General features: G+C 69.3%; 21 protein-coding genes. 6 read left to right on the top strand and 15 right to left on the bottom strand.

Annotated features, from left to right (window positions below):
* Positions 1-54 precede the first annotated feature (54 nt).
* Positions 55-1491, bottom strand: coding sequence for an adenosylhomocysteinase (ahcY, locus tag ACIBG5_RS14415; RefSeq protein WP_396391993.1), 1437 nt, complete (start codon positions 1489-1491; stop codon positions 55-57).
* 131 nt (positions 1492-1622) lie between these two features.
* Here ahcY and ACIBG5_RS14410 point away from each other — a divergent pair, with 131 nt between their 5' ends.
* Both ACIBG5_RS14410 and ACIBG5_RS14405 read left to right on the top strand, forming a co-directional pair.
* The gene (locus tag ACIBG5_RS14410; RefSeq protein WP_131516767.1) at positions 1623-1982 is read left to right on the top strand and encodes a MerR family transcriptional regulator; all 360 of its coding nucleotides are present in this window, start codon (positions 1623-1625) and stop codon (positions 1980-1982) included.
* A 123-nt stretch (positions 1983-2105) separates the two neighbouring features.
* Positions 2106-3047, top strand: coding sequence for an acyl-CoA desaturase (locus ACIBG5_RS14405; protein ID WP_396391992.1), 942 nt, complete (start codon positions 2106-2108; stop codon positions 3045-3047).
* On the opposite strand, the gene ACIBG5_RS14400 is transcribed toward ACIBG5_RS14405, so the two are convergent.
* The 8 genes from ACIBG5_RS14400 to ACIBG5_RS14365 all read right to left on the bottom strand — a co-directional run bounded on the left by ACIBG5_RS14400 (position 3044) and on the right by ACIBG5_RS14365 (position 10279).
* Entirely contained in the window at positions 3044-4003 is a 960-nt protein-coding gene (locus tag ACIBG5_RS14400; protein WP_396391991.1) for a cation diffusion facilitator family transporter, read from the bottom strand. The two genes, ACIBG5_RS14405 and ACIBG5_RS14400, sit on opposite strands and share 4 nt — an antisense overlap.
* Before the next feature lie 24 nt (positions 4004-4027).
* Positions 4028-5200 carry a mannose-6-phosphate isomerase, class I gene (manA, locus tag ACIBG5_RS14395; protein WP_396391990.1) on the bottom strand — a complete coding sequence of 391 codons (1173 nt, stop codon included), beginning with the start codon at positions 5198-5200 and terminating at the stop codon, positions 4028-4030.
* Positions 5194-6270, bottom strand: coding sequence for an SIS domain-containing protein (locus tag ACIBG5_RS14390; RefSeq protein WP_396391989.1), 1077 nt, complete (start codon positions 6268-6270; stop codon positions 5194-5196). The genes manA and ACIBG5_RS14390 overlap by 7 nt, the downstream gene beginning before the upstream one ends.
* Entirely contained in the window at positions 6270-6473 is a 204-nt protein-coding gene (locus tag ACIBG5_RS14385) for a Trm112 family protein (RefSeq protein ID WP_131352674.1), read from the bottom strand. The genes ACIBG5_RS14390 and ACIBG5_RS14385 overlap by 1 nt, the downstream gene beginning before the upstream one ends.
* On the bottom strand, positions 6474-7859 hold the full coding sequence (locus ACIBG5_RS14380; RefSeq protein ID WP_396391988.1) for a phosphomannomutase/phosphoglucomutase: 1386 nt from the start codon (positions 7857-7859) through the stop codon (positions 6474-6476).
* 49 nt (positions 7860-7908) lie between these two features.
* The gene (locus ACIBG5_RS14375) at positions 7909-8652 is read right to left on the bottom strand and encodes a ThuA domain-containing protein (protein ID WP_396391987.1); all 744 of its coding nucleotides are present in this window, start codon (positions 8650-8652) and stop codon (positions 7909-7911) included.
* Complete coding sequence (locus ACIBG5_RS14370) at positions 8645-9733, bottom strand: Gfo/Idh/MocA family protein (protein WP_396391986.1); 1089 nt, start codon at positions 9731-9733, stop codon at positions 8645-8647. The genes ACIBG5_RS14375 and ACIBG5_RS14370 overlap by 8 nt, the downstream gene beginning before the upstream one ends.
* A 99-nt stretch (positions 9734-9832) precedes the next feature.
* A complete protein-coding gene (locus tag ACIBG5_RS14365; RefSeq protein WP_396391985.1) occupies positions 9833-10279 on the bottom strand; it encodes a metallopeptidase family protein in 447 nt (148 codons plus the stop codon).
* A gap of 31 nt (positions 10280-10310) precedes the next feature.
* Between ACIBG5_RS14365 and ACIBG5_RS14360 the strand changes: the two genes are divergently transcribed.
* The gene (locus ACIBG5_RS14360; protein WP_396391984.1) at positions 10311-10694 is read left to right on the top strand and encodes a DUF3499 domain-containing protein; all 384 of its coding nucleotides are present in this window, start codon (positions 10311-10313) and stop codon (positions 10692-10694) included.
* Here the strand turns inward: ACIBG5_RS14360 and ACIBG5_RS14355 are convergent, their stop codons facing one another.
* From ACIBG5_RS14355 to ACIBG5_RS14340, 4 genes are all read right to left on the bottom strand, one after another.
* Entirely contained in the window at positions 10695-12170 is a 1476-nt protein-coding gene (locus ACIBG5_RS14355; protein ID WP_396391983.1) for a DUF5719 family protein, read from the bottom strand.
* Entirely contained in the window at positions 12167-15079 is a 2913-nt protein-coding gene (locus ACIBG5_RS14350) for a glycosyltransferase (RefSeq protein ID WP_396391982.1), read from the bottom strand. The genes ACIBG5_RS14355 and ACIBG5_RS14350 overlap by 4 nt, the downstream gene beginning before the upstream one ends.
* A 336-nt stretch (positions 15080-15415) precedes the next feature.
* Entirely contained in the window at positions 15416-15667 is a 252-nt protein-coding gene (locus ACIBG5_RS14345) for a WhiB family transcriptional regulator (RefSeq protein WP_020389877.1), read from the bottom strand.
* 350 nt (positions 15668-16017) lie between these two features.
* A complete protein-coding gene (locus ACIBG5_RS14340) occupies positions 16018-17319 on the bottom strand; it encodes a hypothetical protein (protein ID WP_396391981.1) in 1302 nt (433 codons plus the stop codon).
* A 114-nt stretch (positions 17320-17433) separates the two neighbouring features.
* Here ACIBG5_RS14340 and cofD point away from each other — a divergent pair, with 114 nt between their 5' ends.
* From cofD to ACIBG5_RS14325, 3 genes are all read left to right on the top strand, one after another.
* Entirely contained in the window at positions 17434-18411 is a 978-nt protein-coding gene (gene cofD, locus ACIBG5_RS14335; protein WP_396391980.1) for a 2-phospho-L-lactate transferase, read from the top strand.
* Positions 18408-19382 (top strand): coenzyme F420-0:L-glutamate ligase, encoded by a 975-nt coding sequence (locus ACIBG5_RS14330; RefSeq protein ID WP_396391979.1) that lies wholly within the window; start codon positions 18408-18410, stop codon positions 19380-19382. The genes cofD and ACIBG5_RS14330 overlap by 4 nt, the downstream gene beginning before the upstream one ends.
* Positions 19383-19507: 125 nt before the next feature.
* The gene (locus ACIBG5_RS14325) at positions 19508-20185 is read left to right on the top strand and encodes a DUF3105 domain-containing protein (RefSeq protein ID WP_396391978.1); all 678 of its coding nucleotides are present in this window, start codon (positions 19508-19510) and stop codon (positions 20183-20185) included.
* A gap of 376 nt (positions 20186-20561) precedes the next feature.
* On the opposite strand, the gene ACIBG5_RS14320 is transcribed toward ACIBG5_RS14325, so the two are convergent.
* Positions 20562-21659 carry a mannose-1-phosphate guanylyltransferase gene (locus ACIBG5_RS14320; RefSeq protein ID WP_396391977.1) on the bottom strand — a complete coding sequence of 366 codons (1098 nt, stop codon included), beginning with the start codon at positions 21657-21659 and terminating at the stop codon, positions 20562-20564.
* Positions 21660-21668: 9 nt separating this feature from the next.
* Positions 21669-22733 (bottom strand): NAD(+)/NADH kinase, encoded by a 1065-nt coding sequence (locus ACIBG5_RS14315; protein ID WP_396391976.1) that lies wholly within the window; start codon positions 22731-22733, stop codon positions 21669-21671.
* Positions 22734-22745 lie beyond the last annotated feature (12 nt).

Here is a 22745-nt window from a genome sequence, read left to right as displayed (position 1 = left end):
AACAACGAAAAGGCGCCCCGCTGGGTGGCGGGGCGCCTTTCGTGGGGGTGGGGATCAGTAGCGGTAGTGCTCGGCCTTGTACGGGCCCTCGACCGGAACACCCAGGTAGCTGGCCTGCTCCTTGGAGAGCTCGGTCAGCTTGACGCCGAGGGCGTCGAGGTGGAGGCGGGCGACCATCTCGTCGAGGTGCTTGGGCAGCACGTACACCTCGGTCGGGTAGTCGGCCGTCTTCACGAACAGCTCGATCTGGGCCAGCACCTGGTTGGTGAACGAGTTCGACATCACGAACGACGGGTGGCCGGTTGCGTTGCCGAGGTTCAGCAGGCGGCCTTCGGACAAGATGATGATCGTGTGTCCGTCGGCGAAGCGGAACTCGTCGACCTGCGGCTTGATGTTGACCCGCTCGATGCCCGGGACCTTGTACAGGCCGGCCATGTCGATCTCGTTGTCGAAGTGGCCGATGTTGCCGACGATCGCCTGGTGCTTCATCGCGGCCATCTGGTCGGCGGTGATGACGTCCTTGTTGCCGGTGGTGGTGACGAAGATGTCGGCGATCCCGACCACGTCGTCCAGGGTGGTCACCTGGTAGCCGTCCATCGCCGCCTGCAGCGCGCAGATCGGGTCGATCTCGGTGACGATCACCCGGGCGCCCTGGCCGCGCAGCGACTCCGCACAGCCCTTGCCGACGTCGCCGTACCCGCAGACGACCGCGACCTTGCCGCCGATCAGGACGTCGGTGGCGCGGTTGATGCCGTCGATCAGCGAGTGCCGGCAGCCGTACTTGTTGTCGAACTTCGACTTGGTCACCGAGTCGTTCACGTTGATCGCCGGGAACAGCAGCGCGCCGGCCTTGTGCATCTCGTACAGCCGGTGCACGCCGGTGGTGGTCTCCTCGGTGACACCCTTGATGCCCTGGCCGATGGTGGTCCACAGCTGCGGGTCCTCGGTCAGCGTGCGGGTCAGCACCGACAGCACGACGGCGTACTCCTCGGAGTCCGCGGTCGACGGGTCCGGTACTGCGCCGGCCTTCTCGAACTCGGTGCCCTTGTGGACGAGCATGGTGGCGTCGCCGCCGTCGTCCAGGATCATGTTCGGGCCTTCTTCACCGGGCCACTTCAGGGCCTGCTCGGTGCACCACCAGTACTCCTCCAGCGTCTCGCCCTTCCAGGCGAACACCGGGACACCGGCGGGGGCGTCGGCCGAGCCGTCCGGGCCGACGACGACCGCGGCGGCCGCGTGGTCCTGGGTGGAGAAGATGTTGCAGGAGACCCACCGCACCTCGGCTCCGAGCGCCGTCAGCGTCTCGATCAGCACCGCGGTCTGGATCGTCATGTGCAGCGAGCCCATGATCCGCGCGCCGGACAGCGGCTTGCTCTCGCCGTACTGCGCGCGCATCGCCATCAGGCCGGGCATCTCGTGCTCGGCCAGCCGGATCTCCTTGCGGCCGAACTCGGCCAGACCGAGGTCCGCCACCTTGTAATCGAACGTCATACCGTTCCCGCTCCCCTGCAGACTGTTGATTGCTTCCTACGTGTTCCTGCGTGCCAGAGCCTAGAGGTCCGAACCCTACCGATTGATCGCCTATGGCGCGTTTCTAACACCGAAATGTCAAGATTGTCCCCATGCGCATCACCGAGGCCGCCAAGCGACTGGGCACGACCCCCCGGATGCTCCGGTACCGGGAGGCCCTCGGCCTGCTTCCCCGCTCACGCTCCGGGCAGACCGCACAACGCCAGTACGACGACCGCGACCTCGCCGCCGTCCAGCTCGCCTTGGACCTGGAACGCCGGTACGACGTGACGCCGGCGGCGCTGGCGTTCGCCCTCAGGGCCCTGGCCGAACCGTCCGTCGCGGCCGACATCCGCAACCTCGGCTACCGCACCGGACGGCTCACCACACCGCCGACCCAGTCCCAGATCGACCGCGACCGCGCGCTGCGCTGGCTCGGCCGCTCCGGCGTCCTCCCGCCCAAGCCCCGGTAGTGGTTCCGCGGGCGTGAACCATGGGTATGGTCCGAAGCAGCACGCTCCGCCGAAACCCGGAGCGACGTCCTTCGTTGCCCCAGTCCCCGGCACACTCCAACGACGTACATCCGGGGTGTCCAGATGACTTCAGCAGCAGGGTCCGATCAGTCGTCTCCCGAAGAGTTCCAGGCCGTCGGCGGAAAGCTCGAGCGCGGGCTCATCTGGGTGTTCATCGTGGTGCCCACGCTCGCCCTGGTGCCAGGGGCCTTCTTCGCCTGGGGCGGCTGGATCGGCTGGCACGACATCGTCCTTCTCGTCGGGTTCTACGCGATCACCACGACCGGGATCGGCGCGGGCTACCACCGGGGATTCACCCACGGTTCCTTCAAGAGCAGGCGCGGCCTCAAGATCGGGCTGGCGATCGCCGGCAGCCTGGCGCTCGAAGGACCGGTCGTGCGCTGGGTGGCCGACCACCGCAAACATCACAAGTTCTCCGATCGCGACGGAGATCCACACTCACCGTGGCGCTACGGCACCAGCCCGTGGGCGGTGACCAAGGGATTCGTCTTCGCCCACGCCGGGTGGGTGCTGTGGGGTGAGGATCGCGCCGACCCTGCGCAGTACGCGCCGGACCTCCTGAACGACCGCGACCTGACGTCGATCTCGCGGCACTTTCGGGGACTGGCGGCGATCTCCCTGCTGGCGCCTGCGCTGATCGGCGGGCTGTGGGACCGGTCTTGGCAGGGCGCCGCCACCGGATTCTTCTGGGGCTCCTTGGTCCGCGTCGCCCTGATGCACCACGTCACGTTCTCGATCAACTCGATCTGTCACGTCACCGGCAGGAAGCCCTTCACCGCCCGGGACCGGTCGGGCAACGTCTGGTGGCTGGCCATCCTGAGCCAGGGCGAGTCCTGGCACAACCTGCACCACGCCGACCCCACGTGCGCACGCCACGGTGTGCTCAAGGGGCAGGTCGACATCAATGCCTGGCTGATCAGGCGCTTCGAGCAGTTCGGCTGGGCGTACGACGTCAGATGGCCGGACCTGCAGCGCCTGGAGCGGAAGCGTTCGGCCGTGACCTAGTGCGACGGCGCCTCGGGGACGGCGGGGCGCTCGTCGGGGACGTGGTTCTCCTCATAGACATCGGGCTCGAGGTAGATGTGGACGGCCATCGGCTCGGCCGCGCGGATGGCGCGTTCGGCGGCGTCGATGGTCTCGGCCACGACCGCGGCGTCGGCGGTCGGCTCGACGCCGAGCTTGGCGGCGACCAGGACCTCCTCCGGGCCGAGGTGCAGGGTCTTGATGTGGATCAGCCGCTGCACGCCGGACGTGTTCTCGATCGCGTCGACGATCTTCTGCTGTGCCTCGCGGGTCGCGGACTCGCCGAGCAGCAGCGACTTCATCTCGATCGCCAGGAAGATCGCGACACAGACGAGCAGCGCGCCGATCGCCATCGAGCCCAGGCCGTCGAACACACCGTTGCCGGTGGCAAGCGTCAGGGTGACGCCGATCAGCGCCAGCACCAGACCGGTCAGGGCGGCGAAGTCCTCCAGCAGAATCACCGGCAGCTCGGGCGCCCGGGCGTTGCGGACAAACCTGGTCCAGGACACGTGCCCACGCAGCTTGTTCGCCTCGACGATCGCGGTCCGGAACGACAGCGATTCCATCACGATCGCGACCAGCAGCACCGCGACCGGCACCCACTTCCAGTTCTCGATCGGGTGCGGATCGTGCACCTTGTGCCAGCCCTCGTACAACGCGAACAGGCCGCCGACGCTGAACAGCACGATCGCGACGATGAACGAGTAGACGTAGCGCTCGCGGCCGAACCCGAACTGGTGCAGGTCGTCGGCCTCCCGCTTGGCCCGGTTGGCGCCGACCAGCAGCAGCACCTGGTTGCCGGCGTCGGCGAGCGAGTGGATCGCCTCGGCCAGCATCGAAGCCGACTGGGTCAGTGCCCAGGCGGCGAACTTGGTGACCGCAATCCCGGTGTTCGCCAGCAATGCCGCCACCACGGCCTTGTTACCGCCACCAGCCATGTTCTCCAGGTCCTCCGTACGGTTTCAGCGCGCGGACACGACGAACGCCGTGCCGGAACCACGCAAGATACAGGGTCCTTCGGGTCCCGAGGCGAACGCGGACTGACCGGCGGACAACGTCACATCCGACTCGGTGCCCCCGGCCCCTACTTCGACCGATCCCGCCACACAGCACACGATCCGCGGACCGACACCGGCCACCGTCCGTTCGCTGTCGTCGAGGTCGACCCTGTGGATGGCGAAGTACTCGGCACCGGTCTCGTACGTCGCCACGCCGTCAACCACCGGGGGCGCGGTGAGCACCGGATCGGTCAGCGGCTCGAAGTCCACCACTGACACCAGTTCCGGTACGTCGATGTGCTTGCTGGTCAGGCCGCCGCGCAACACGTTGTCGGAGTTGGCCATCACCTCGAACCCGAATCCGGACAGGTACGCGTGCACGTTCCCGGCCGGCAGGTACACGGCCTCGAACCGCTCCAGCCGCACCCGGTTGAGCAACAGCGCCGCGAGTACGCCGGGATCGTCCGGGAAGTCCGCGCAGAGCTTGGCCAGCGTCTCGCGCTCGACGGCGAACGCGTCCCCGGCGTACTGCGCGCAGGCCTCACCGAGAGCCGAGACCAGCGGACGGATCGTGTCCCGGTCGCTGCCCATGAACTGGGTGAAGGCGTCCTGGAGCTTGCCGTTGCGCAGCAGGCTGGTGAGCTCCTCGAACCCCACCGGTGCCAGCGCCTCCAGCAGCGCGACCGTGCCTCCCAGCGGCCGGAACCCGACCAGCGCCTCGAACGGCCCGAGCGCGATCAGGATCTCCGGCTTGGGCCACGCGTCCTTGTAGTTCCGGTCGGCCGCGTCCCGCGGGATCCCGGCGGCCTCGTCCCGCGCGTACCCGTCGATCGCCTGCTCCCTCGACGGGTGCGCCTGGATCGAGAGCGGCTGCGCGGCGGCCAGCAGCTTGGCGAGGAACGGGAACCGCCCCTCGAACCGCTCTGCCGTCTCCTGCCCCAGTACGTCGGCCGGCCCGGCGGACACCACGTCGTACAGGGAATCGCCCCATGGCAGGACGGACGACGCGGACTCGTGAGCGCCCATCCACAGCTCGGCCTGCGGGCGACCGTCCGGCTCCGCGCCCATCAGCTCGGGGAGCGCTGTCCGCGAACCCCAGGCATAGTCCCGGATGGTGTTCAGCAACGGCACTACCACGCTGGATCCTCCGCTGGATTCCCCGGCTCGTCCGGGGTGGCGTCGATCGGAGTGCCGTAGCGCCCCAGGCCGATACCCAGGTACGCCGCGGCGTAGCGGCCGTGCTGCGACAGAGCGGCGTACCGGGCGATGTCCGTGCCCTCGGCCTGCGTGACCACGTTGACCCGCACGTCGTGACGCGCTGCCTTGTCCTCCAGCTTGTGCCGGTGCTCGGTGACCCCTGGGTCGTCCGTGCCGTCGTCCAGGATGACCAGGGCGGGCCGCAGCTCCTCCGGCTTGTCGAACGGGTCGGCGAACAGGTCCCGCGGCGGCTGGTTCAGCACCGGCAGCAGGTGGCCGGCGTCAGCGGCCAGGGCGGGCCGGCCACTCGCCAGCCGGATCGCCTCCACCACCCGGCGTGCGGCACGTGCGGCGAGGACGGATCCACCCCACACCAGCGGCAGCGCGTCGGCCAGGATCAGCGCCAGGTCCTTCGCCGGGTTCGAGGCGACGTCGGTGTTGGGCGAGCACTCGATCGCGACGTCGTCCAGGATCGACGCGACCGACTTGGCGTCCACCACCGGGCCGAGCTCCATCTGGTGCAGCCCCTGCAGTACGGCGACCGCCGAGGCCAACTGGTCGTCGGACTGCGACGGCAGCCGGATGGCGTGCCGTGACCCTGCGGACGCGCGCGCGACCGGGGAGTCCGGCGGGCAGGCGACCATCAGGCCGGTGCCGCGCCGTTCCGCCTCGGACGCGGCCGACTCTGCGTCGGAATCGGGGCCGACTCCACCGAGGACGACCACCAGGTCGAGCGGACCCGCCCAGCCGGGCAGTCCCGGACCGGGCCAGGCCACGAACGGCACCGGGCAGACCGGCTCCAGCACGGCACGGACCAGTCGGGCGTCGCGGCCCGCGGCCAGCACCGCACGCGGCCGGAACCCGTCGGTGTCGACCTTGGACAGGGCCTCCTCGGCCGCTTCCAGCTCGGCCCGGACGCGCGCACCGGCCATCGCGAGTCGCCGCAGCAGGTGATCGGTCGCCTCGAGTGCGGCCGGATCGTCCAGCCGCGAGTCGTCGAAGGAGCTCATCAGCTGTCCGCGGATTCGGTGTCTCTCGTGTCCCGGGCCTCGTCGATCAGCAGCACCGGGATGTCGTCACGGACCGGGTAGGCCAGGGCGCAGGCGGCGTTCGTACAGACCAGTTCGTTCGCCTCGTCGTCCACGCGGAACTCCGAGCGGCACTTCGGGCAGACCAGGATGCTCAGCAGGTCCGGGTCCAGGTTGACAGCCATTCAGTTCTCCTCCACCGATGCACCGGTGATCAGGGCCAGTACTTCGTCACGGACGCGTTCCATCGTGGACCGGTCCGCGGCCTCGACGTTCAGCCGTAGCAGCGGTTCCGTGTTCGACGCACGGACGTTGAACCACCACTGTGGCGCCGACACGGTCAGACCGTCCAGATGGTCAACGGTAATGCCGGGCTTGTCGCCGTAGGTGTCCTCGATCGCCGCGACCGTGGCCGCGGCGTCGTCGACCTTGTTGTTGAGCTCGCCGGACGCGACGTACCGCTCGTACTCGGCGAACAGCTCACTGGCCGGCTTGTCCTGCTCACCGAGCGCGGCCAGCACGTGCAGCGCGGCCAGCATGCCGGTGTCGGCCCGCCAGAAGTCCCGGAAGTAGTAGTGCGCCGAGTGCTCGCCGCCGAACACGGCATCGGTCTCGGCCATCTTCTGCTTGATGTAGGAGTGCCCGACCCGGGCCCGGACCGGCGTCCCACCGTGCTCGGTGATCAGCTCGGGCACGGCCCTGGAGGTGATCAGGTTGTGGATGACCGCCGAGCCCGGGTGCTTGGCCAGCTCCCGGACCGCGACCGCACCGGTGACCGCACTCGGCGAGATCGGGTCGCCCTTCTCGTCCACCACGAAGCAGCGGTCCGCGTCGCCGTCGAAGGCCAGGCCGAGGTCGGCGCCGGCCTCGCGGACCTTGGCCTGCAGGTCGACCAGGTTCTTCGGGTCCAGCGGGTTGGCCTCGTGGTTCGGGAAGTTGCCGTCCAGCTCGAAGTACAGCGGGATGATCCGCACCGGGCCGGAGGCGAACACGGCGGGAACGGTGTAGCCGCCCATCCCGTTGCCGGCGTCGACGACGACCGTGAGCGGACGGATGCCGCTCAGGTCGACCAGGTCGTTGAGGTGGTCGGCGTACGCGGTCAGCAGGTTCTTGCGGGCCACCTTGCCCGGTACGGCGACCGGCGCCGGGCCGTCGGTGACGGTCTTGGCGACCAGCTCCGCGATGTCGCGCAGACCGGACTCCGAGCCGACCGGGGACGCGCCGGCGCGGCACATCTTGATGCCGTTGTAGCGGGCCGGGTTGTGGCTTGCGGTGAACATCGCACCGGGCAACTGGAGCCGACCGGACGCGAAGTACAGCTGGTCGGTGGAGGCCAGGCCGATGTCGACCACGTCCGCGCCGGTGCTCGTCACACCCTCGGCGAACGCGGCCGCCAGCGCCGGGCTGGACGGCCGCATGTCGTAGCCGACCACGACCGCCCCCGGAGACGCGAGGACGTCCAGGACCTCGACGAACGCCGCCCCGGTCGCCCGGGCCACCGACTCGTCCAGCTGGTCCGGGACGACCCCTCGTACGTCGTACGCCTTGAAGATCGCCGCAACGTCAACCATGCGTGGACCCTATCCGGCCCACCGGCAAAGTCGTATTTCAGGCCGGATCTCAGGCCTTGTCGAACCAGCCGATGTCCTTGCGGTGGTGGACCTCGGGGAGCTGGCGCGGGCTGGTCGGGGCGGCCCACCTGGCCGCGTTGGCGATGATCTGCTGCACCTCGGGCTGGTGGTACGTCGGGTACTCCTGGTCGCCCGGGCGGAAGTAGAACACCCGGCCCTGGCCGCGGCGGTAGCAGCAGCCGGAGCGGAACACCTCGCCGCCGGTGAACGAGCTGACGAACACCAGCTCGTCCGGCTGCGGGATGTCGAACAGCTCGCCGTACATCTCCTCGCGCTCGATCACCAGCGGATGCGGGATGCCCTGCGCGATCGGGTGGCCGGCCGCGACCGTCCAGATCAGCTCGCGGTCGTTCTCGGCCCGCCAGTCCAGCGAGCAGGTGGTGCCCATCAGCTTGATGAAGATCTTGCTGAAGTGCGCCGAGTGCAGCGCGATCAGGCCCATCCCGGACAGCACGTGCTTCTGCACCCGCTCGACGATCGCGTCGTCGACGTCGCCATGAGCCGCGTGACCCCACCAGGTGAGCACGTCGGTCTCGGCGAGCACCTCCTCGGTCAGGCCGTGCTCGGGCTGCTGCAGCCACGCGGTCCGGACCACCACGTCCTGGCCCAGCTTGGCCCGCAGCGCGGCCGCGATCGTCTCGTGCATCGTGTCCGGGTAGACCTTCTGCACCGAGGCGTCGCGCTGGTCGTGCACGTTCTCGCCCCAGACGGTGACGCGAATCGGATCAGTCATGGAGAACAACCTCTCGTCCCGCCTTCGCCGAGGCGTAGCAGGCGTCGATGACCTCGGTCCTCAGCAGCGCCTCGGACCCGTTCTGACCTTCCCAGTCGCCACTGCGGACGATCCGGACGAACTCCCGCACCACTCCGCGGTGGCCGAGTCCCGCACCGGTCGCGGGCTTCACCTCGGCCGGGATGCCGGCCACGTCGGTGAAGATCCGCAGCGTGTCCTCGGTGGTGTAGTTCTGCACCTCGATCTTGGCGCCGCCCTCGGTGCCGAACAGCTCGATGCCGAAGTTGTCGCCCGGCGCCCGGTAGGTGGCCCAGCTGGTCTCCAGTTGCAGCGCGCCGCCGCCCTCGAGCCGCAGGTACGCCGTGGCCAGGTCCTCGACCTCGAACTTCGAACCGAGCGTGTCGACCGTCGGCCGGATCGCGCTGCTGACGCTGCCACGACCGCGCGGACCGAGCTCGGCGAACGTGTTCGCCGAGACCGTGGTCACCGACGGCTCGCCCAGCAGGTGCAGCGCGAGGTCGAGGATGTGGACGCCGAGGTCGATCAACGGGCCGCCGCCGGACAACTCGCGGTTGGTGAACCAGCCGCCCATGCCGGGGATGCCGTTGCGGCGCATCCAGTGCGCCTTCGCGTAGTAGATCCGGCCCAGCTGCCCCTCGTCGATCTGGTGCTTCAGCGCCGCGACGTCACCGCGCTCACGGTGGTTGAAGACGACCTTCAGCACCCGGCCGGCCTGCTTGGAGGCCTCGACCATCGCGGCGCCCTCGGCGACCGTCCGGGCCAGCGGTTTCTCGGACAGCACGTGCAGACCCTTCGCCAGCGCCTTCAGCGCGATCGGGGCGTGCAGCTGCGTCGGCGTACCGATACTGACCGCTTCGAGACCCTCGGTCTCGAGCAGGTCTTCCCAGTTCTCGTAGAGGTGCGGTACGCCGTGCTTCTCGCCGAGGCTGGTCAGGAGGTCCTTCTCCAGCCCGGCCAGCGCCACCACCTCGACGTCCGGCAGTTCCGAGAACGCCTCGAGCGCCGTACGCCCGGCGAAGCCCAGCCCGACAACCCCGACCCGCAGTTTTTGATCGTTCACACCTACGATCCTCTCGCACTGACAACGACGGACACAAACCGCTTCCCACAGTACGAAACATGTTCGAACACCGGCGGACCGCCGGGCCTGTCGCGCGAGTCAGTCGTCGTCGGGGTCGAAGTCGGGGTCGATCTGCTCCGGGGACAGGGCCAGGACGTCGGCCAGTTCGAGCACCAGCGCGGACCGGACCAGCCAGGCCAGGCCGGTCGCGGAGCGCTCGGCCCGCAGCTCGATCGGGCGGCGGAACACCACGATCCGGTACGGCTCGTGCGACGTCCCCCCGGTGGAGTGGGTGAGCGGGATCTCGCGCGCGTCCAGGTCCAGGTTCGGCACGTCCTCGATGGCGAACTCGACCCGGGCGACGACCTGCGGCAGCCGCTTCTCCAGCCGGGTCACCTCGATCGCGACCACCTCGTCGAACTGCGCGGCGCCGGAGCGCTGCAACGGCAGACCGCGTGGCGCGAACCGGCTCGGCCGGCTGATCGGGCCGAGCATGCCGCGGCCATGGCGGTCGATGTGCCTGCGATGACGGCGAGCCTCGGTCACGCGTTCAGCCTAGTGGGCGTAATGTCTGGTCGTGAGCATCGCCAGGATCTGTTCGCGCGCCGCCTGTCATCAGCCGGCCGTGTCGACGCTCACCTATGTGTACGCCGACTCCACCTGTGTGCTCGGCCCGTTGGCGACGTACGCCGAACCGCACTGCTACGACCTGTGTGCCGCCCACGCGGACCGGCTGACGGCTCCGAACGGCTGGGAGGTCATCCGGCTCGCTCCGGACCCGGCCGCGGCGGGACCGTCGTCGGACGACCTGGAGGCGCTGGCCAACGCGGTCCGCGAGGCCGCCAGGCCGCTACCGCCCCGGGAGCCAGGTGCCGGTACGACGGGCGCACCCGTGGAGGTCGCCCGTCGCCGACACCTGCGGATGCTGCAGGACCCGGGCGCCAACACCTCCGAGGGCTGACTACCTCAGCGCAGCCCGCGCATCCGGCTCGGCGCCGAGTTGGGCCCGGAACACCAGCGACGTCGTCAGCGGCCAGGCCGCCACCTCTGCGATGTCGTCGTCGTCCGGCTTCGCGGCCGGCATCAGCGTCACCCCGGCCACGATCTCCCCGCGGGCCTGCTCCACCATCAGGTACGTCGGCCGCGGCTGGGCCTTGAACGAGATCTGGCTGGTGGCGCCACCGAGGACGTCGAGCGTCCGCGTGCTCAGCACCCGGCCGGCCGCGTCCCGTAGCTCGAACTTCACGCTCGCGGGCTTACCCGGCGCCGTCACCTGCAGCACTGCGGCCTGCCGATGCGCTGGCAGCACCAGGTACGCCGGTCCGGTCAGCGGCTCGGCCGATCCGAGCGACGCGAAGTCGCTCCCACTCGCGTCCACCATCCGCATCGCGGCGGTCACCGGCTCGTCCGACGCCAGCGTGATCGCACTGGGATCGCCATGCAGCACCGGGTCCAGCTTGATCGTCTTCACCGCCCCGGCCGGGACCTGCACGGTCTCCAGTCCGGCCGGCTTGAACGGACCGTTCGGCCCGTTCACGGTCAGGCTGACCGTCGCCTGCAGGTCGGTCGGGTTCGCGATCGAGAGCATCCGCAATCCGGCGCCGGGGGCGGCAGCCGGGACGTACACCTTCGTCGCCGGCGGGGCGGACGGGCTCAGCCAGTCCACACCGCCGGGTTCGCCGTTCGTCTTGGTCGCATTGCTCCGCAGCGACGCCGCCACCCGGCCACCCGTCGACTGGACGTGCAGCGCGACGTCCTTCGCTTTGGGCGCGATCTGCCGGAGGTACAGCGGGATCGTCCCGCGTGCCGGCACGACCAGACCGCGGGCGTTCGGGAGGTCCAGTTGGCCGTTGCTCGAGTAGATGGTGACGTTGACCTCGGCGTTGATGCTGTCCAGGTTCGTCAGCACCAGCGTGTCGCGCCGGTCCGTGCTCGCCCCGGCGAACCAGAAGTCCGAGCCAGGCACCTGGCACGGCGCACTCGCCATGCCCAGGTTCACACCGTCGGCGGAGACCGTCGTACTGGTACCGACCGTGCCCGCGGCGAGCGGACCGGTGCCCTGGATCGACAACTCGGCCGGTTTGGTGACCGCACCGGTCGAACCGACCTTGCCACGGACCAGCACCGACCCGACCGGATTCGCGGTGCTCGGCAGCGGGGTGATCTGCAGCGGCACCTCCTTGCCCGCCGCGACGGGCGTGCCCTCCGGAAGCGTCGGCGACACCGCGCTCACGATGCTGGACGTCTTCCCGCCGGGGGCCAGCGCCGGGCAGGACAGCGCCGTACGGTTCACCACCGAACGCGCGGGTTCGGTGACGCCCTCGGCCCGGGCCTTCGGCTCCTTCGCGTGGGTGGCCACACCGAGGCCGCCGATGGCAGCCATCGCCAGCACACAAGCTCCGACCCGGACGCGCACGTCCGATAGCAACCGGCTCACCGGTCCCTCCTCGCGTGGGTCCCGTGCGGGACCGCGACAGTACGCCGTACGGTCGGCAGGCAGAAGATCAGCGCGATGATCCAGGCGATGATGCCGAGAATCCGCCACAGCGTGTGGGTCTGGTCGTGCAGCGGCGTCTCGCCCTTGATCTTCGACCGGTCCACCAGCCAGGACGCGTCGCCGTCGGCCGCACTGGCCCGGGTCAGACCGGGCAGGGAGTCCAGCGTCGACTGCAGGTTCTGGTCGACCGGAGCGGGCAGGTAGACGTAGTCGATCGCCAGTCCGGCCAACTGCCGTCCCTCTTCACCGCTACCGCCACCACCGAGCGTCGACAGTACGTCGGTGATCGGCTTGGACTGCTGCGCTGTCGGCGCCGCCTCCAGCGCGCCCATCCGCGGGCCACCGTCCTTCACCAGCGAGTACCGCATCGCGTTGCCAGGGCTCTTGCGCACAACCAGGATCGACGCGTTCTGTGGCGGCGCCTGCGACGTCGCCAGGTACGCCGGCAGGTCCTGCGCCGGGCCACGCCACAACGGGCCATCGGCGCCACGCACCAGCCAGAACCCGGCCGTCACGATCGTCGTCACCAGCACGATCCCGAGCACACCCTGGACGATGATGTCGGTGGACTTGCCGACCGAGTCCCAGGCGACCGCCACCGCGATGATCCAGCCCGCGGTCATCAGGAACATCAGCGGTCCACTGCCACCACCCAGCCGGCTCGCGATCAGCGTCCCGGCCAGACCGGCCAGCGCCGCGAACCACCCGAGCAACTCGTACCGCTGCCGCGACTGCCGCAGCAGAGCGACCAACGCCACCAGGATCAGCGGTACGGCGAACCACCACGGCGCCGGCGCACCGATCGGCGTACCAGTCAGCAAGTGCGCCAGGCTGTCGCCCGGGCCGATGGAGGCGGTCGGCGGACCACCGGCCTCCTGACCCAGCCGCGCCGGATGCAGCACCAACTGGATCGTCCACGGCAACACCAGCAGCAGACCCAGTACGACGGAGAAGACGAGCTGGCGACCCTGCCGACGCCAACCGAGTCGGAGCACGCCGCCGAACACCAGAGTGATGCCGACGAGCAGACCCAACGCCGGTGTGAACGCGAACAGAACGGCCTGGCAGATCCCCGCGAACCACGCGGCCCGCCAGCTGCCTTGGACGACCACTCGACGCCGCCGAGCGATGGTGTGGACGGCGGCGCCCAGCAGCGGCAGCACAATCGCGGCCACGCAGGTCCCGATCCGGCCTTGCGAGACAGCGCCATTGGTGAAGACAGCCAGTCCGTACGCCGACGCGCCCCAAGCTCGCGCCACCCGGTCGACGACGAACGATCGCAACATCACCCACGCGGCCAGACCGGCCAGCGGGACCGCACCGAGGAGCAGGATGTTCGCCGCACCGGTCGGACCGAACATCACGGTGGAGAAGGCCCAGAACTGCGCCAGCCAAGCAGGAGGCGTGACACCCGGTGGCGCGGCGGAGGCCGCATGCCAGAGCGAGGCAAGGCTTTCGTGCGCAGGCAGCAACACGTTGGAGCGCAGGACACCGCCACCGATCAGACTGCGGGCAGCGATGAACGCACCGAGCGCGAGGACGACCCACGCGACCAGGAACGGCCGGCGGATCAGCTGACGGCGCCAACGCGGCTTGTCGGCGGCCACGCGGGCGGTCGACTTCGCCCGCCTCGCACTGGTGACGACCTGCTCTTCCGGCTCGTCTGCCCAGGCCTCGCGGATCCGCTCGGAGATCGTGCCGGTCGTCTCCTCCAGGTTGTGCCGCAAGGCGTGCACGGACCGGGAGAACAGACCTTTGATGTCGTCGTACGGGACGCGATTGAGGCTGCGGCGATTCTTGCGGGCCTGCGTCCAGCCTCCGGCCAGCAGTGTGCCGAGCAGTGCGGTCCACTCATCGACCGCACCGGACGGCGTCTTGCCGATGACGAACCAGATCGAGCGAAGGATCGTCCCGAAGAGGAAGCGCAGGATCAGTAGCGGTAGTAGCTTGCCGGGCGCGTTGGCCAGGACGGTGTAGTAGGCGTGTGCACGGTCGAGTTGGTAGGCATGCCGTCGGGTGCCGGCCAGCGCACGCTCGCCGGTCGCGGCGGCCTGTGCGTGGTAGATGACCGCGTCGGGTGCGACGCCGACCTGGAAGCCGGCCCGGCTGGCCCGCCAGCCGAAGTCGATGTCGTCGCGGAACATCGGCAGCCGCGGATCGAAGCCGTGCAGGGCTTCCCAGACATCGCGGCGGACCAGCATGCCGGCCGAGCTGACCGCGAGGACGTTGCGCGGCTGGTCGTGCTGACCCTGGTCGAGCTCACCGGTCTCGATGCCGGTGTCGCGGCGGCCGCCGAGCGACGTGGTGACGCCGACCTCGAGGAGTTCGCGGTCCCGCGGCCAGAGCCGCAGCTTCGGGCCCCAGACACCGACACCCGGTGTAATAGTGGCCTGGAGCAACAATTGCTCGAGCGCCTTCGGGGCCGGTGCGCAGTCGTCGTGCAACAGCCACAGCCACTCGACCACCGGCATGTGACCGTCGTCGCCGTACGGGCCGACCGCGGACGGTATCGGTGCGAAACCGACCGCCTCCAGGCCACGGGCGACCGCCACGCCGAAACCTGTCCGCGCGGACACGCTGACAACCGGCTCGACACCGGGCATCGCGGCCAGCAGTTCGGCCGTCTCGTCGGTGGAGCCGGTGTCGACCGCGATCAGCCGGTCCGGGCGCGGGTTCAGCGCCCAGAGCGCCTCGGACAACCGGGGCAGCCAAGCGGCGCCCTCGTGCCCGACCACGACCGCGGTGACGACGTGCCGGACTCGCGGCCGACCCATCGGGTCGTCGATGTGGTCGGTCGGGAAATCGACGGAGTCGAAGAATTCCCAGCCGGCCGGAGCTTCTTGTTCCATGCGGAGCTGTGACCTCGATGGTTGCGGAATGCCTTGGTCGTGTCTGGTGGTCCATCGCCTACTGCGCGGCACTCGGCACGGCATCTCGCCGCACTGGAGCAAAGACCACGATGAACCAACATCGACGCCTTCGCTCCAGCACGCCGAGCTACCGTACCGAGCACCTGCTCGCGACGGCGCTGGACCACCAGACACGGCCTACCACGACCGGAGTCGTAGCGAGGACTCACCATACAGCCGTCGGCCCAGCCCCCGGACAGCCGCGGGCCCCGGCGACTGTACGTCGGCGGGGCCACGCGGAAAGTCCTGATGAAGTTGTGTGCCGGGTTTTGACCGTCAGACGGCCTTCTTCTTCAGCTTGCGGCGCTCCCGCTCCGACAGGCCGCCCCAGATCCCGAAGCGCTCGTCGTTCTGCAGTGCGTACTCGAGGCATTCGCCCCGCACGTCACAGCCGAGACAGACCTTTTTCGCCTCGCGGGTGGAACCGCCCTTCTCCGGGAAGAAAGCCTCCGGGTCGGTCTGGGCACACAGCGCCCTTTCCTGCCAGTTCGGCTCCTCCTCGATCGCCTCACCGTCGACAATCGCCATCAGCTCTGTCACGGTACGACCTCCTCGACCCTGTTCGTTCCCCTGTACATGTGGGTTTGCGGTCCACATGCCTGACCTCGTCCGTCCTGCGCTCTGCAACGGTCCCCGATACCGAGTGTCCAACGAACGACACGGTTGAAATTACATTCCTGCAATCCACGAAAGTCAAGCCGTGGTCTGCTATTGGCATCATCCGCAACACGGCTGCAAAAGAACGAGAGGCCTGTCTGCACAGGCCTCTCGTCTTCGTGTGCTACCGCTCGAACCGGGGTGAAGAACTTTCGCCACCAGCTCGGTAAGGGCTTGCTGCCTTGTCAGCAAGGCGTTTCAGCCCCGCTGGGACCACCAGCTCAGGACGGCTGGGACCACCAGCCCTGCTGACCCTGGCCCTGCTGGCCCTGATCGTCCTTGTCGGACTCGGAAACGCGTGGATCCACGCGGGTTTCGTCGGCAGCGGCCTCGGTCGCCTGCGGCTGCTCCGGCTCTGCGCTGGGCGCCGGCTCGGCGGCCGGTGCCTCTTCGGCCTGCCAGGACTGCTCACCCGGCTGCCAGGACTGCTGGGCCTCCGGCTGCGCCGGCTCGTGCTGGCTCTGCTCCTGCGGGGCCGGCCACTCCGGCTGCGCCGGTTGGCTGTACTCGTCGGCGGCCGGCTGTGCCTGCTGGCCGTACTCGTCGGCGGCCGGCTGTGCCTGCTGGCCGTAGTCCTGGCCGGACCACTGCTGCTGACCGGCGTCGGTGCCGCCCCACTGCTGCTGCTCCTGCGGCCACTGCTGACCCTGGTCCTGGCCGCCCCACTGCTGCTGGCCTTCGGAGCTCCACGCCTGGGTCGGCTCGGCGCCCGGCTGGGCCTCGGCGACGGGCCAGGCCTGCTCAGCCGGCTGCTGGCCGGCCTGCTGCGCCTCGGCTTCACCGGCGGACCAGTTCTGCTGCTGCTCGCCCTGGTTCCAGCTCTGCTCCTGCGGCCACTGCTGGTCGCCCTGCGCTGCCGCATAGCCACCGACCGCACCGGCACCTGCAGCCGCGCCGTAACCGCCGTACTGGCCCTGGCCCTGGGCCTGGCCCTGGTCATAGCCGTACTGGCCCTGCTGGCCCTGCTGCTGGGCGTAGCCGGCCTGCTGCTGACCGTACGGCGCCTGCTGCTGGCCGAACTGCTGCTGCGGGTACTGGCCACCCTGCTGCTGGGCGAACTGGCCCTGCTTCGGCGCGCGGACCGGCACCGGCAGCGCCTGGAAGGTCTTCATGACATAGAGGCCGACAGCGCCGTACAGGGCGAGGCCGGCGAGTGCGTAGACGAAGCCGACGATCTTCAGGCCGGCGGTGCTGGTCTCCGCGAAGCCCGCGAAGGCCGTGATCAGGCCGATCAGCAGGGCCACACCGGTGATCACGAGCGCGACCAAGGTCACGGTCCGGGCATTCGCTGTCCGTTCACCTGCCTCGTTCACCAGCCAGACCGCGGCGGTCAGCGCTAACAGGAGCAGCACTGCACCGAAGGACGGCGGGGTGAGAATGCTCTGCACTCCACCGGCGGCCGCGGTGAATCCGGCGCCGCCGACGAACAGCCGGATCAGCGATGCCAGCACGATCAGACCGGCGAATGCGAGCAGTATGTACGCGACCGGCTCTCTGAGCTTCTTGGTTGCGTCGGTGACCACGAGGGCTCCTCGGGATGTTGGGGGCCGTACAACTGAGCTGTGCGGATGTTCGGACCCACCGCAGCATAGTCGTGCGGTGGTTCGTCGCATTGACGACTCGTGCAGACTCTTCCTATGCGATTGACAGTACTGGCCGGTGGCGTCGGCGGTTCCACCTTCCTGCGCGGGCTGCTCAAGGCTCGCCCGGATGCCGAGATCACCGTGGTGGGGAACACCGCGGACGACATCACCCTGTTCGGGCTGCGGGTCTGCCCGGACCTCGACACCGTGATGTACACCCTCGGTGGCGGTATCTCGGCCGAACGCGGCTGGGGCCGCGAGGACGAGACCTGGGTGATCAAGGAGGAGTTGGCCGCGTACGGCGTGGAGCCGACCTGGTTCGGTCTCGGCGACCGGGACGTGGCGACCCACCTGGTCCGGACCCAGATGCTCGACGCCGGCTACGGCCTGACCGCGGTCACCGAAGCCCTGTGCCAACGGTGGAAGCTGCCGGTCCGGTTGCTGCCGATGAGCGACGACCGGGTCGAGACCCATGTGGTCGTCGACGACCCGGACAACCCCGGCCGGCGCAAGGCGATCCACTTCCAGGAGTACTGGGTCCGCTGGCACGCCGAGATCCCCGCGCACCAGATCATCGCGGTAGGCCAGGAGAAGGCGAAGCCGGCCCCTGGCGTGCTGGAGGCCATCGCCGACTGCGACGTACTGATCGTGCCGCCGTCGAACCCGGTGGTCTCGGTCGGCACCATCCTCGGCGTCCCCGGCATCCGCGATGCCGTCCGGGAGACGTCCGCTCCGGTCATCGGCCTCTCGCCGATCATCGGGAGCGGTCCGGTCCGCGGCATGGCCGACAAGGTGCTGGCCGCCGTCGGTGTGGCCTCCACCGCCTCGGCGGTCGCGCGGTACTACGGTTCGCGCGCGTCCGGCGGCGTACTGGACGGGTGGCTGATCGACCTGTCGGACTACGCCCAGCAGGATTCGATCGCAGGAGCCGGAATTCACGTGCAGGCGGTGCCGTTGTGGATGACGGACGACACAAAAACCGCCGCGATGGCTGACGCGGCACTGAACCTCGCGGAGGCCGTACGGCGATGAGGAAGCACCTGGAAGTCTTCCCGGTGACCGGTCTGCCCGAGGTGGCAGCCGGAGACGACCTGGCGGAGCTGATCGGCCAGGGGGCGGACCTGCGGGACGGTGACGTGGTTTCCGTCACTTCCAAGATCGTCAGCAAGGCAGAGGGGCGCCTGACCCACGGCACCCGGCAGGAGGCGATCGACGCCGAGCTCGTGCGCGTCGTGGCCCAGCGTGGCGAGACCCGCATCGTGCAGACCCGCCACGGCCTGGTGATGGCCGCCGCCGGCACTGACACGTCCAATACCGCGCCCGGCACGGTCCTGTTGCTCCCCGTCGACCCGGATGCGTCAGCCCGGCAGCTGCGTGAGGCCCTGAAGCAGCAGTACGACGTCAACGTCGGCATCGTGGTCACTGACACGCTCGGCCGCCCGTGGCGCAACGGCCAGACCGATCTGGCGATCGGCGCGGCCGGTGTGCGCGTGGTGGAAGACCTCCGCGGTACGACGGACAGCCACGGCAACGTGCTCGCGGTGACGGAGCCGGCTCTGGCCGACGAGATCGCCAGTGCCAGCGAGCTGGTCAAGGGCAAGGCGGACGGCGTACCGGTCGCCGTAGTGCGTGGACTGGGCGACGTCGTACTGCCCGTTGGCGAGCACGGTCCGGGCGCGCGGGCGCTGGTGCGGGATGCCGCCTCGGACATGTTCAGCCTGGGGACCCGGGAGGCCGCGCGGGCCGCCGTACTGGATCGGGTGGCGCCCGCTGGGCCGCGTGAGGTGGACCCGGCGCTGTGGGACGGCTTGCTGGACGAGGTCGAGGACATTCACCTCGAGGTGCTTGACAACGCTGTCACGGTGTTCGGCGACGAACCCGTCGCGGTCGGCGTGATCGCGGAGCGGCTCGCGGTGCTGTTGCACGCGGAGGGGTACGGCGTCTCCGTGCGGACCGGGCCGGGCAGTGAGGCGACGGTCACGTTCGGCTCACGACCGAGGTAGTTTTCTAGGCAACCTCTCAGGGTCGCTGCGTACACTGCATCCGCACGGCGGCGCGGTGGCCGCCCCGATCCGGGAAGACCAACACTGTGGGTAAAGCGTCGTCGCAGAAGCAGTCGCGCCGCGAAATGATCGAGAAGATGCAGCGGGACCAGGCTCGCCAGGACAAGCGGCGGACCATGCTCATCGTGATCGCCTCGATCGTCGTTGGCCTGGCCATCATTGCCTACCCGGCGATCCGGCTGATCCAGGACTCCCGGACCAAGAACCAGGCCGTCACCGACTTCGGAGTGGCCGCCTCGGCCGCCTCGTGCGATGCGCCCACCAACGACGAGGGCGGCGGCACCCAGGACCACCGGCCGGACGGCGAGAAGATCGCCTACCCGGTCTCACCGCCGTCGTCCGGCCCGCACTACGCGGTCTGGGCGCCGTTCGGGAAGAAGTTCTACACCGTCGACGACCGGCCGCCGGTGGAGAACCTCGTGCACAACCTGGAGCACGGCTACACGCTGATGTGGTACCGCGACACGTTGCCGAAGGACCAGATCAACGAGATCGAGAAGATCTCCAAGGCGAAACTGCCGGACGGCTCGATGGGCAAGTTCATCGCGGCGCCGTTCAAGGAGTCCGACGGCAAGCCCTGGCCGGACGGGAAGACGGTCGCCTTCGCCCACTGGAGCGCCCCGCAGTCGGACAACAAGTCCTTCGGCCACCGCCAGTTCTGCGGCTCCGTCAGCGGCGAGTCCCTCCAGCAGTTCCTGGACAAGTACCCCGCCTCCGACGCCCAGGAACCCAACGGCGGCTGACCTTCCGCCACGAACAGCCGCCGCCGAAGGACACCGTCTTCGGCGGCGGCTGTTCTTTGGGCCGCTCACCAAGCACTCACATCAGTTCACGTGACGGGCGAAACACCTGTGCACAGGTGAAGTCCGCGAACGAGCGGCTCGCACGGCCACCCCGGTCTGAAGTGGGGTCGGTTCGGCTGGGGACTGCGGGCAGATGGACAGGAGGTGTCGGCCCGACAGGTAGTGCGGTTGAGCGGCCGCGCGTCCTGTGTACGACGTCTCAGAGGTGCACTACCTGTCGATCTGCACACCGCCCGCCCGGTCCCACCGACCTGCCCGGGCCGCTGGAGGCAGGGGGCTCCGCGAGGAGTGCTTCGGCGTGCGTCCCGGGGTTCGGTCAGAGGTACTTGTCGGCGTGGTCTGAATGGACCTGGGCTACCAGGTCCTTGACTCGTTCGCCGTCGGCCAGCGGGCAGACCATGGTGACGTCCTGGGTATGGACGATGATGTGGCCGCGAAGGCCGACGGCGGCGACCAGGTGGTCGGGGTCGTCGGTGACGATGATGTTGTCGTGCGAGTCGAGCAGGCAGCTGAGCGTCGTGCCGTCCGTACGGTTGCCGCAGGCATCGGTCTCGTAGGTGCCGGCCAGGGCCGCCCAGGAGCCGACATCAAGCCAGTGCACCGGCATCGGTACGACGACCACGTCGGCGTCCACCTTGCCCTGTGAGGCCGGCTCCATCACCGCGTAGTCGACGCTGATCTTGCGCAGGTTCGGGTAGATCCCGGCCAGCGTCTCCTCCCGCTCCGGGGTGTCCCAGACCGACGCGACCTGACGCAGGTTCGTCGCTGACTCCGGCATCAGTTCGTCGAACACGCTGAGCACCGTCTCGGCCCGCCAGACGAACATCCCGGAGTTCCACCAGAACCGCCCGGTGGCCAGGTACTCCTCCGCGGTCGCGCGGTCCGGCTTCTCGCGGAACCGGTCGACGACGTACGCCTTGGTGCCCTCGATCGGCGCGCCGCGCTCGATGTAGCCGAGGCCGGTGTGCGGATGCGTCGGTTCGATCCCGAACGTCACCAGCGACCGCGCGCGCTGCTCCACCACCTCGAACCCGCTCACGATCGCGGCCCGGAACTCGTCCTCCGGACTGATCAGGTGATCGGACCCGACGAAGGCCACCACGGCATCAGGATCCTTGCGTCCCACCACCGCGGACGCGAGGCCGACAGCGTTCGCCGTGTCGCGGCGGGCCGGCTCACCGATGATGTTGTGCTCGCCGAGCTCCGGCAACTCCTTGCGGACCACGTCGCCGTACGCACCGACCGTGCACACGTAGATGTTCTCGGGCTCGACCAGTCCGCGCAGCCGGTTGTACGCCACCCGCAGCAAGGACTCTCCGGCCGCCAACGGCAGCACCTGCTTCGGCCTGTCGTCCCTCGTCATCGGCCACAGCCGCGTCCCCGCGCCGCCCGCCAGGATCACCACGTTTCGCATTGGGAGACCCTACCCGGCGTCGACGGGTGGTGGCAGCCGTAGGTGTGCCAGATCCGGCGGCACCGGCGACGTCGTCCGCCAGAAGGCCTCCGATTCGCCGTCGAGTGCTGTCGCGGGCGCGTCGGTCAGGCGGAAGCGATCGCGCAGCCGGCCGTAGAAGTCGGTCGGTCCCAGCCGGACCAGCCGCAGCCGTCGCGGCGAGCCGTAGACACCGATCCAGTCACCCGGATCGAGAACCCCGCGCAACTGCCCGTCGATGCTGACAGCGGCCTGCCCGGAGTGCGGCAGCACCCGGAGCGCGACCGGCTCGTCGGGTGCTGCGACAACCGTTCGATTGAAGGTCATGTGCGGTGCGACCGGAGTGAAGACGACCGCTTCCATGTTCGGCGACAGGATCGGCCCGCCCGCTGCGAAGCTGTACGCCGTCGACCCGGTCGGCGTCGCCACGATCACCGCATCCGCCGAGTACGACGCAAGCAGCCGGCCCGCAAGGTACACCCCCAGAGCCACCTGGTGGTCCCGCGCGAGCTTCTCCAGTACGACGTCGTTCAACGCGGTGACGTCCAGTGCGACACCCCAACCGTCGCCCTCGGTGGATTCCGGGCGCACCGCCGGCGGCGGCAACGCCGGACCGTGCCCGTAGCGCAGCAGCGACTCGATCCCACTCGGGATCTCCAGCGGACGGGACGCCCGCATGGTCAGCGTCATCCGCTCCTCGATGGTGGCGCCGCCGTGGTAGACGGCCTCCAACGCGGTTTCGACGTCGCTGCAGGCCACCTCGGTCAGGAAGCCGACCTTGCCGAGGTCGACCCCGAGCACCGACGCGTTGTTCTTCGCCGCGATCCTGGCCCCGCGCAGGAACGTGCCGTCACCGCCGAGCGTGACGACCAGATCCGGGTCCCCGGCGTGGTGCAGCTCGTCCATCCCGCCACGCCGTTCCTCATGCGAGTTCCACACGTCGATGTCGGTGCAGCCGATGCCGTGCCGGTCCGCCCACGCGCGCACCGTCGCGGCTGTCCGCACCGCCAGCGGACGGCCCTCGTGAACAACAAGTCCAAGCCGGCGCACAGGCACGACAACCTCCTC

This window comes from Kribbella sp. NPDC050241 (genome assembly GCF_044459685.1).
GTDB lineage: Bacteria > Actinomycetota > Actinomycetes > Propionibacteriales > Kribbellaceae > Kribbella.
This window is presented reverse-complemented; position numbering and strand designations above follow the sequence as displayed.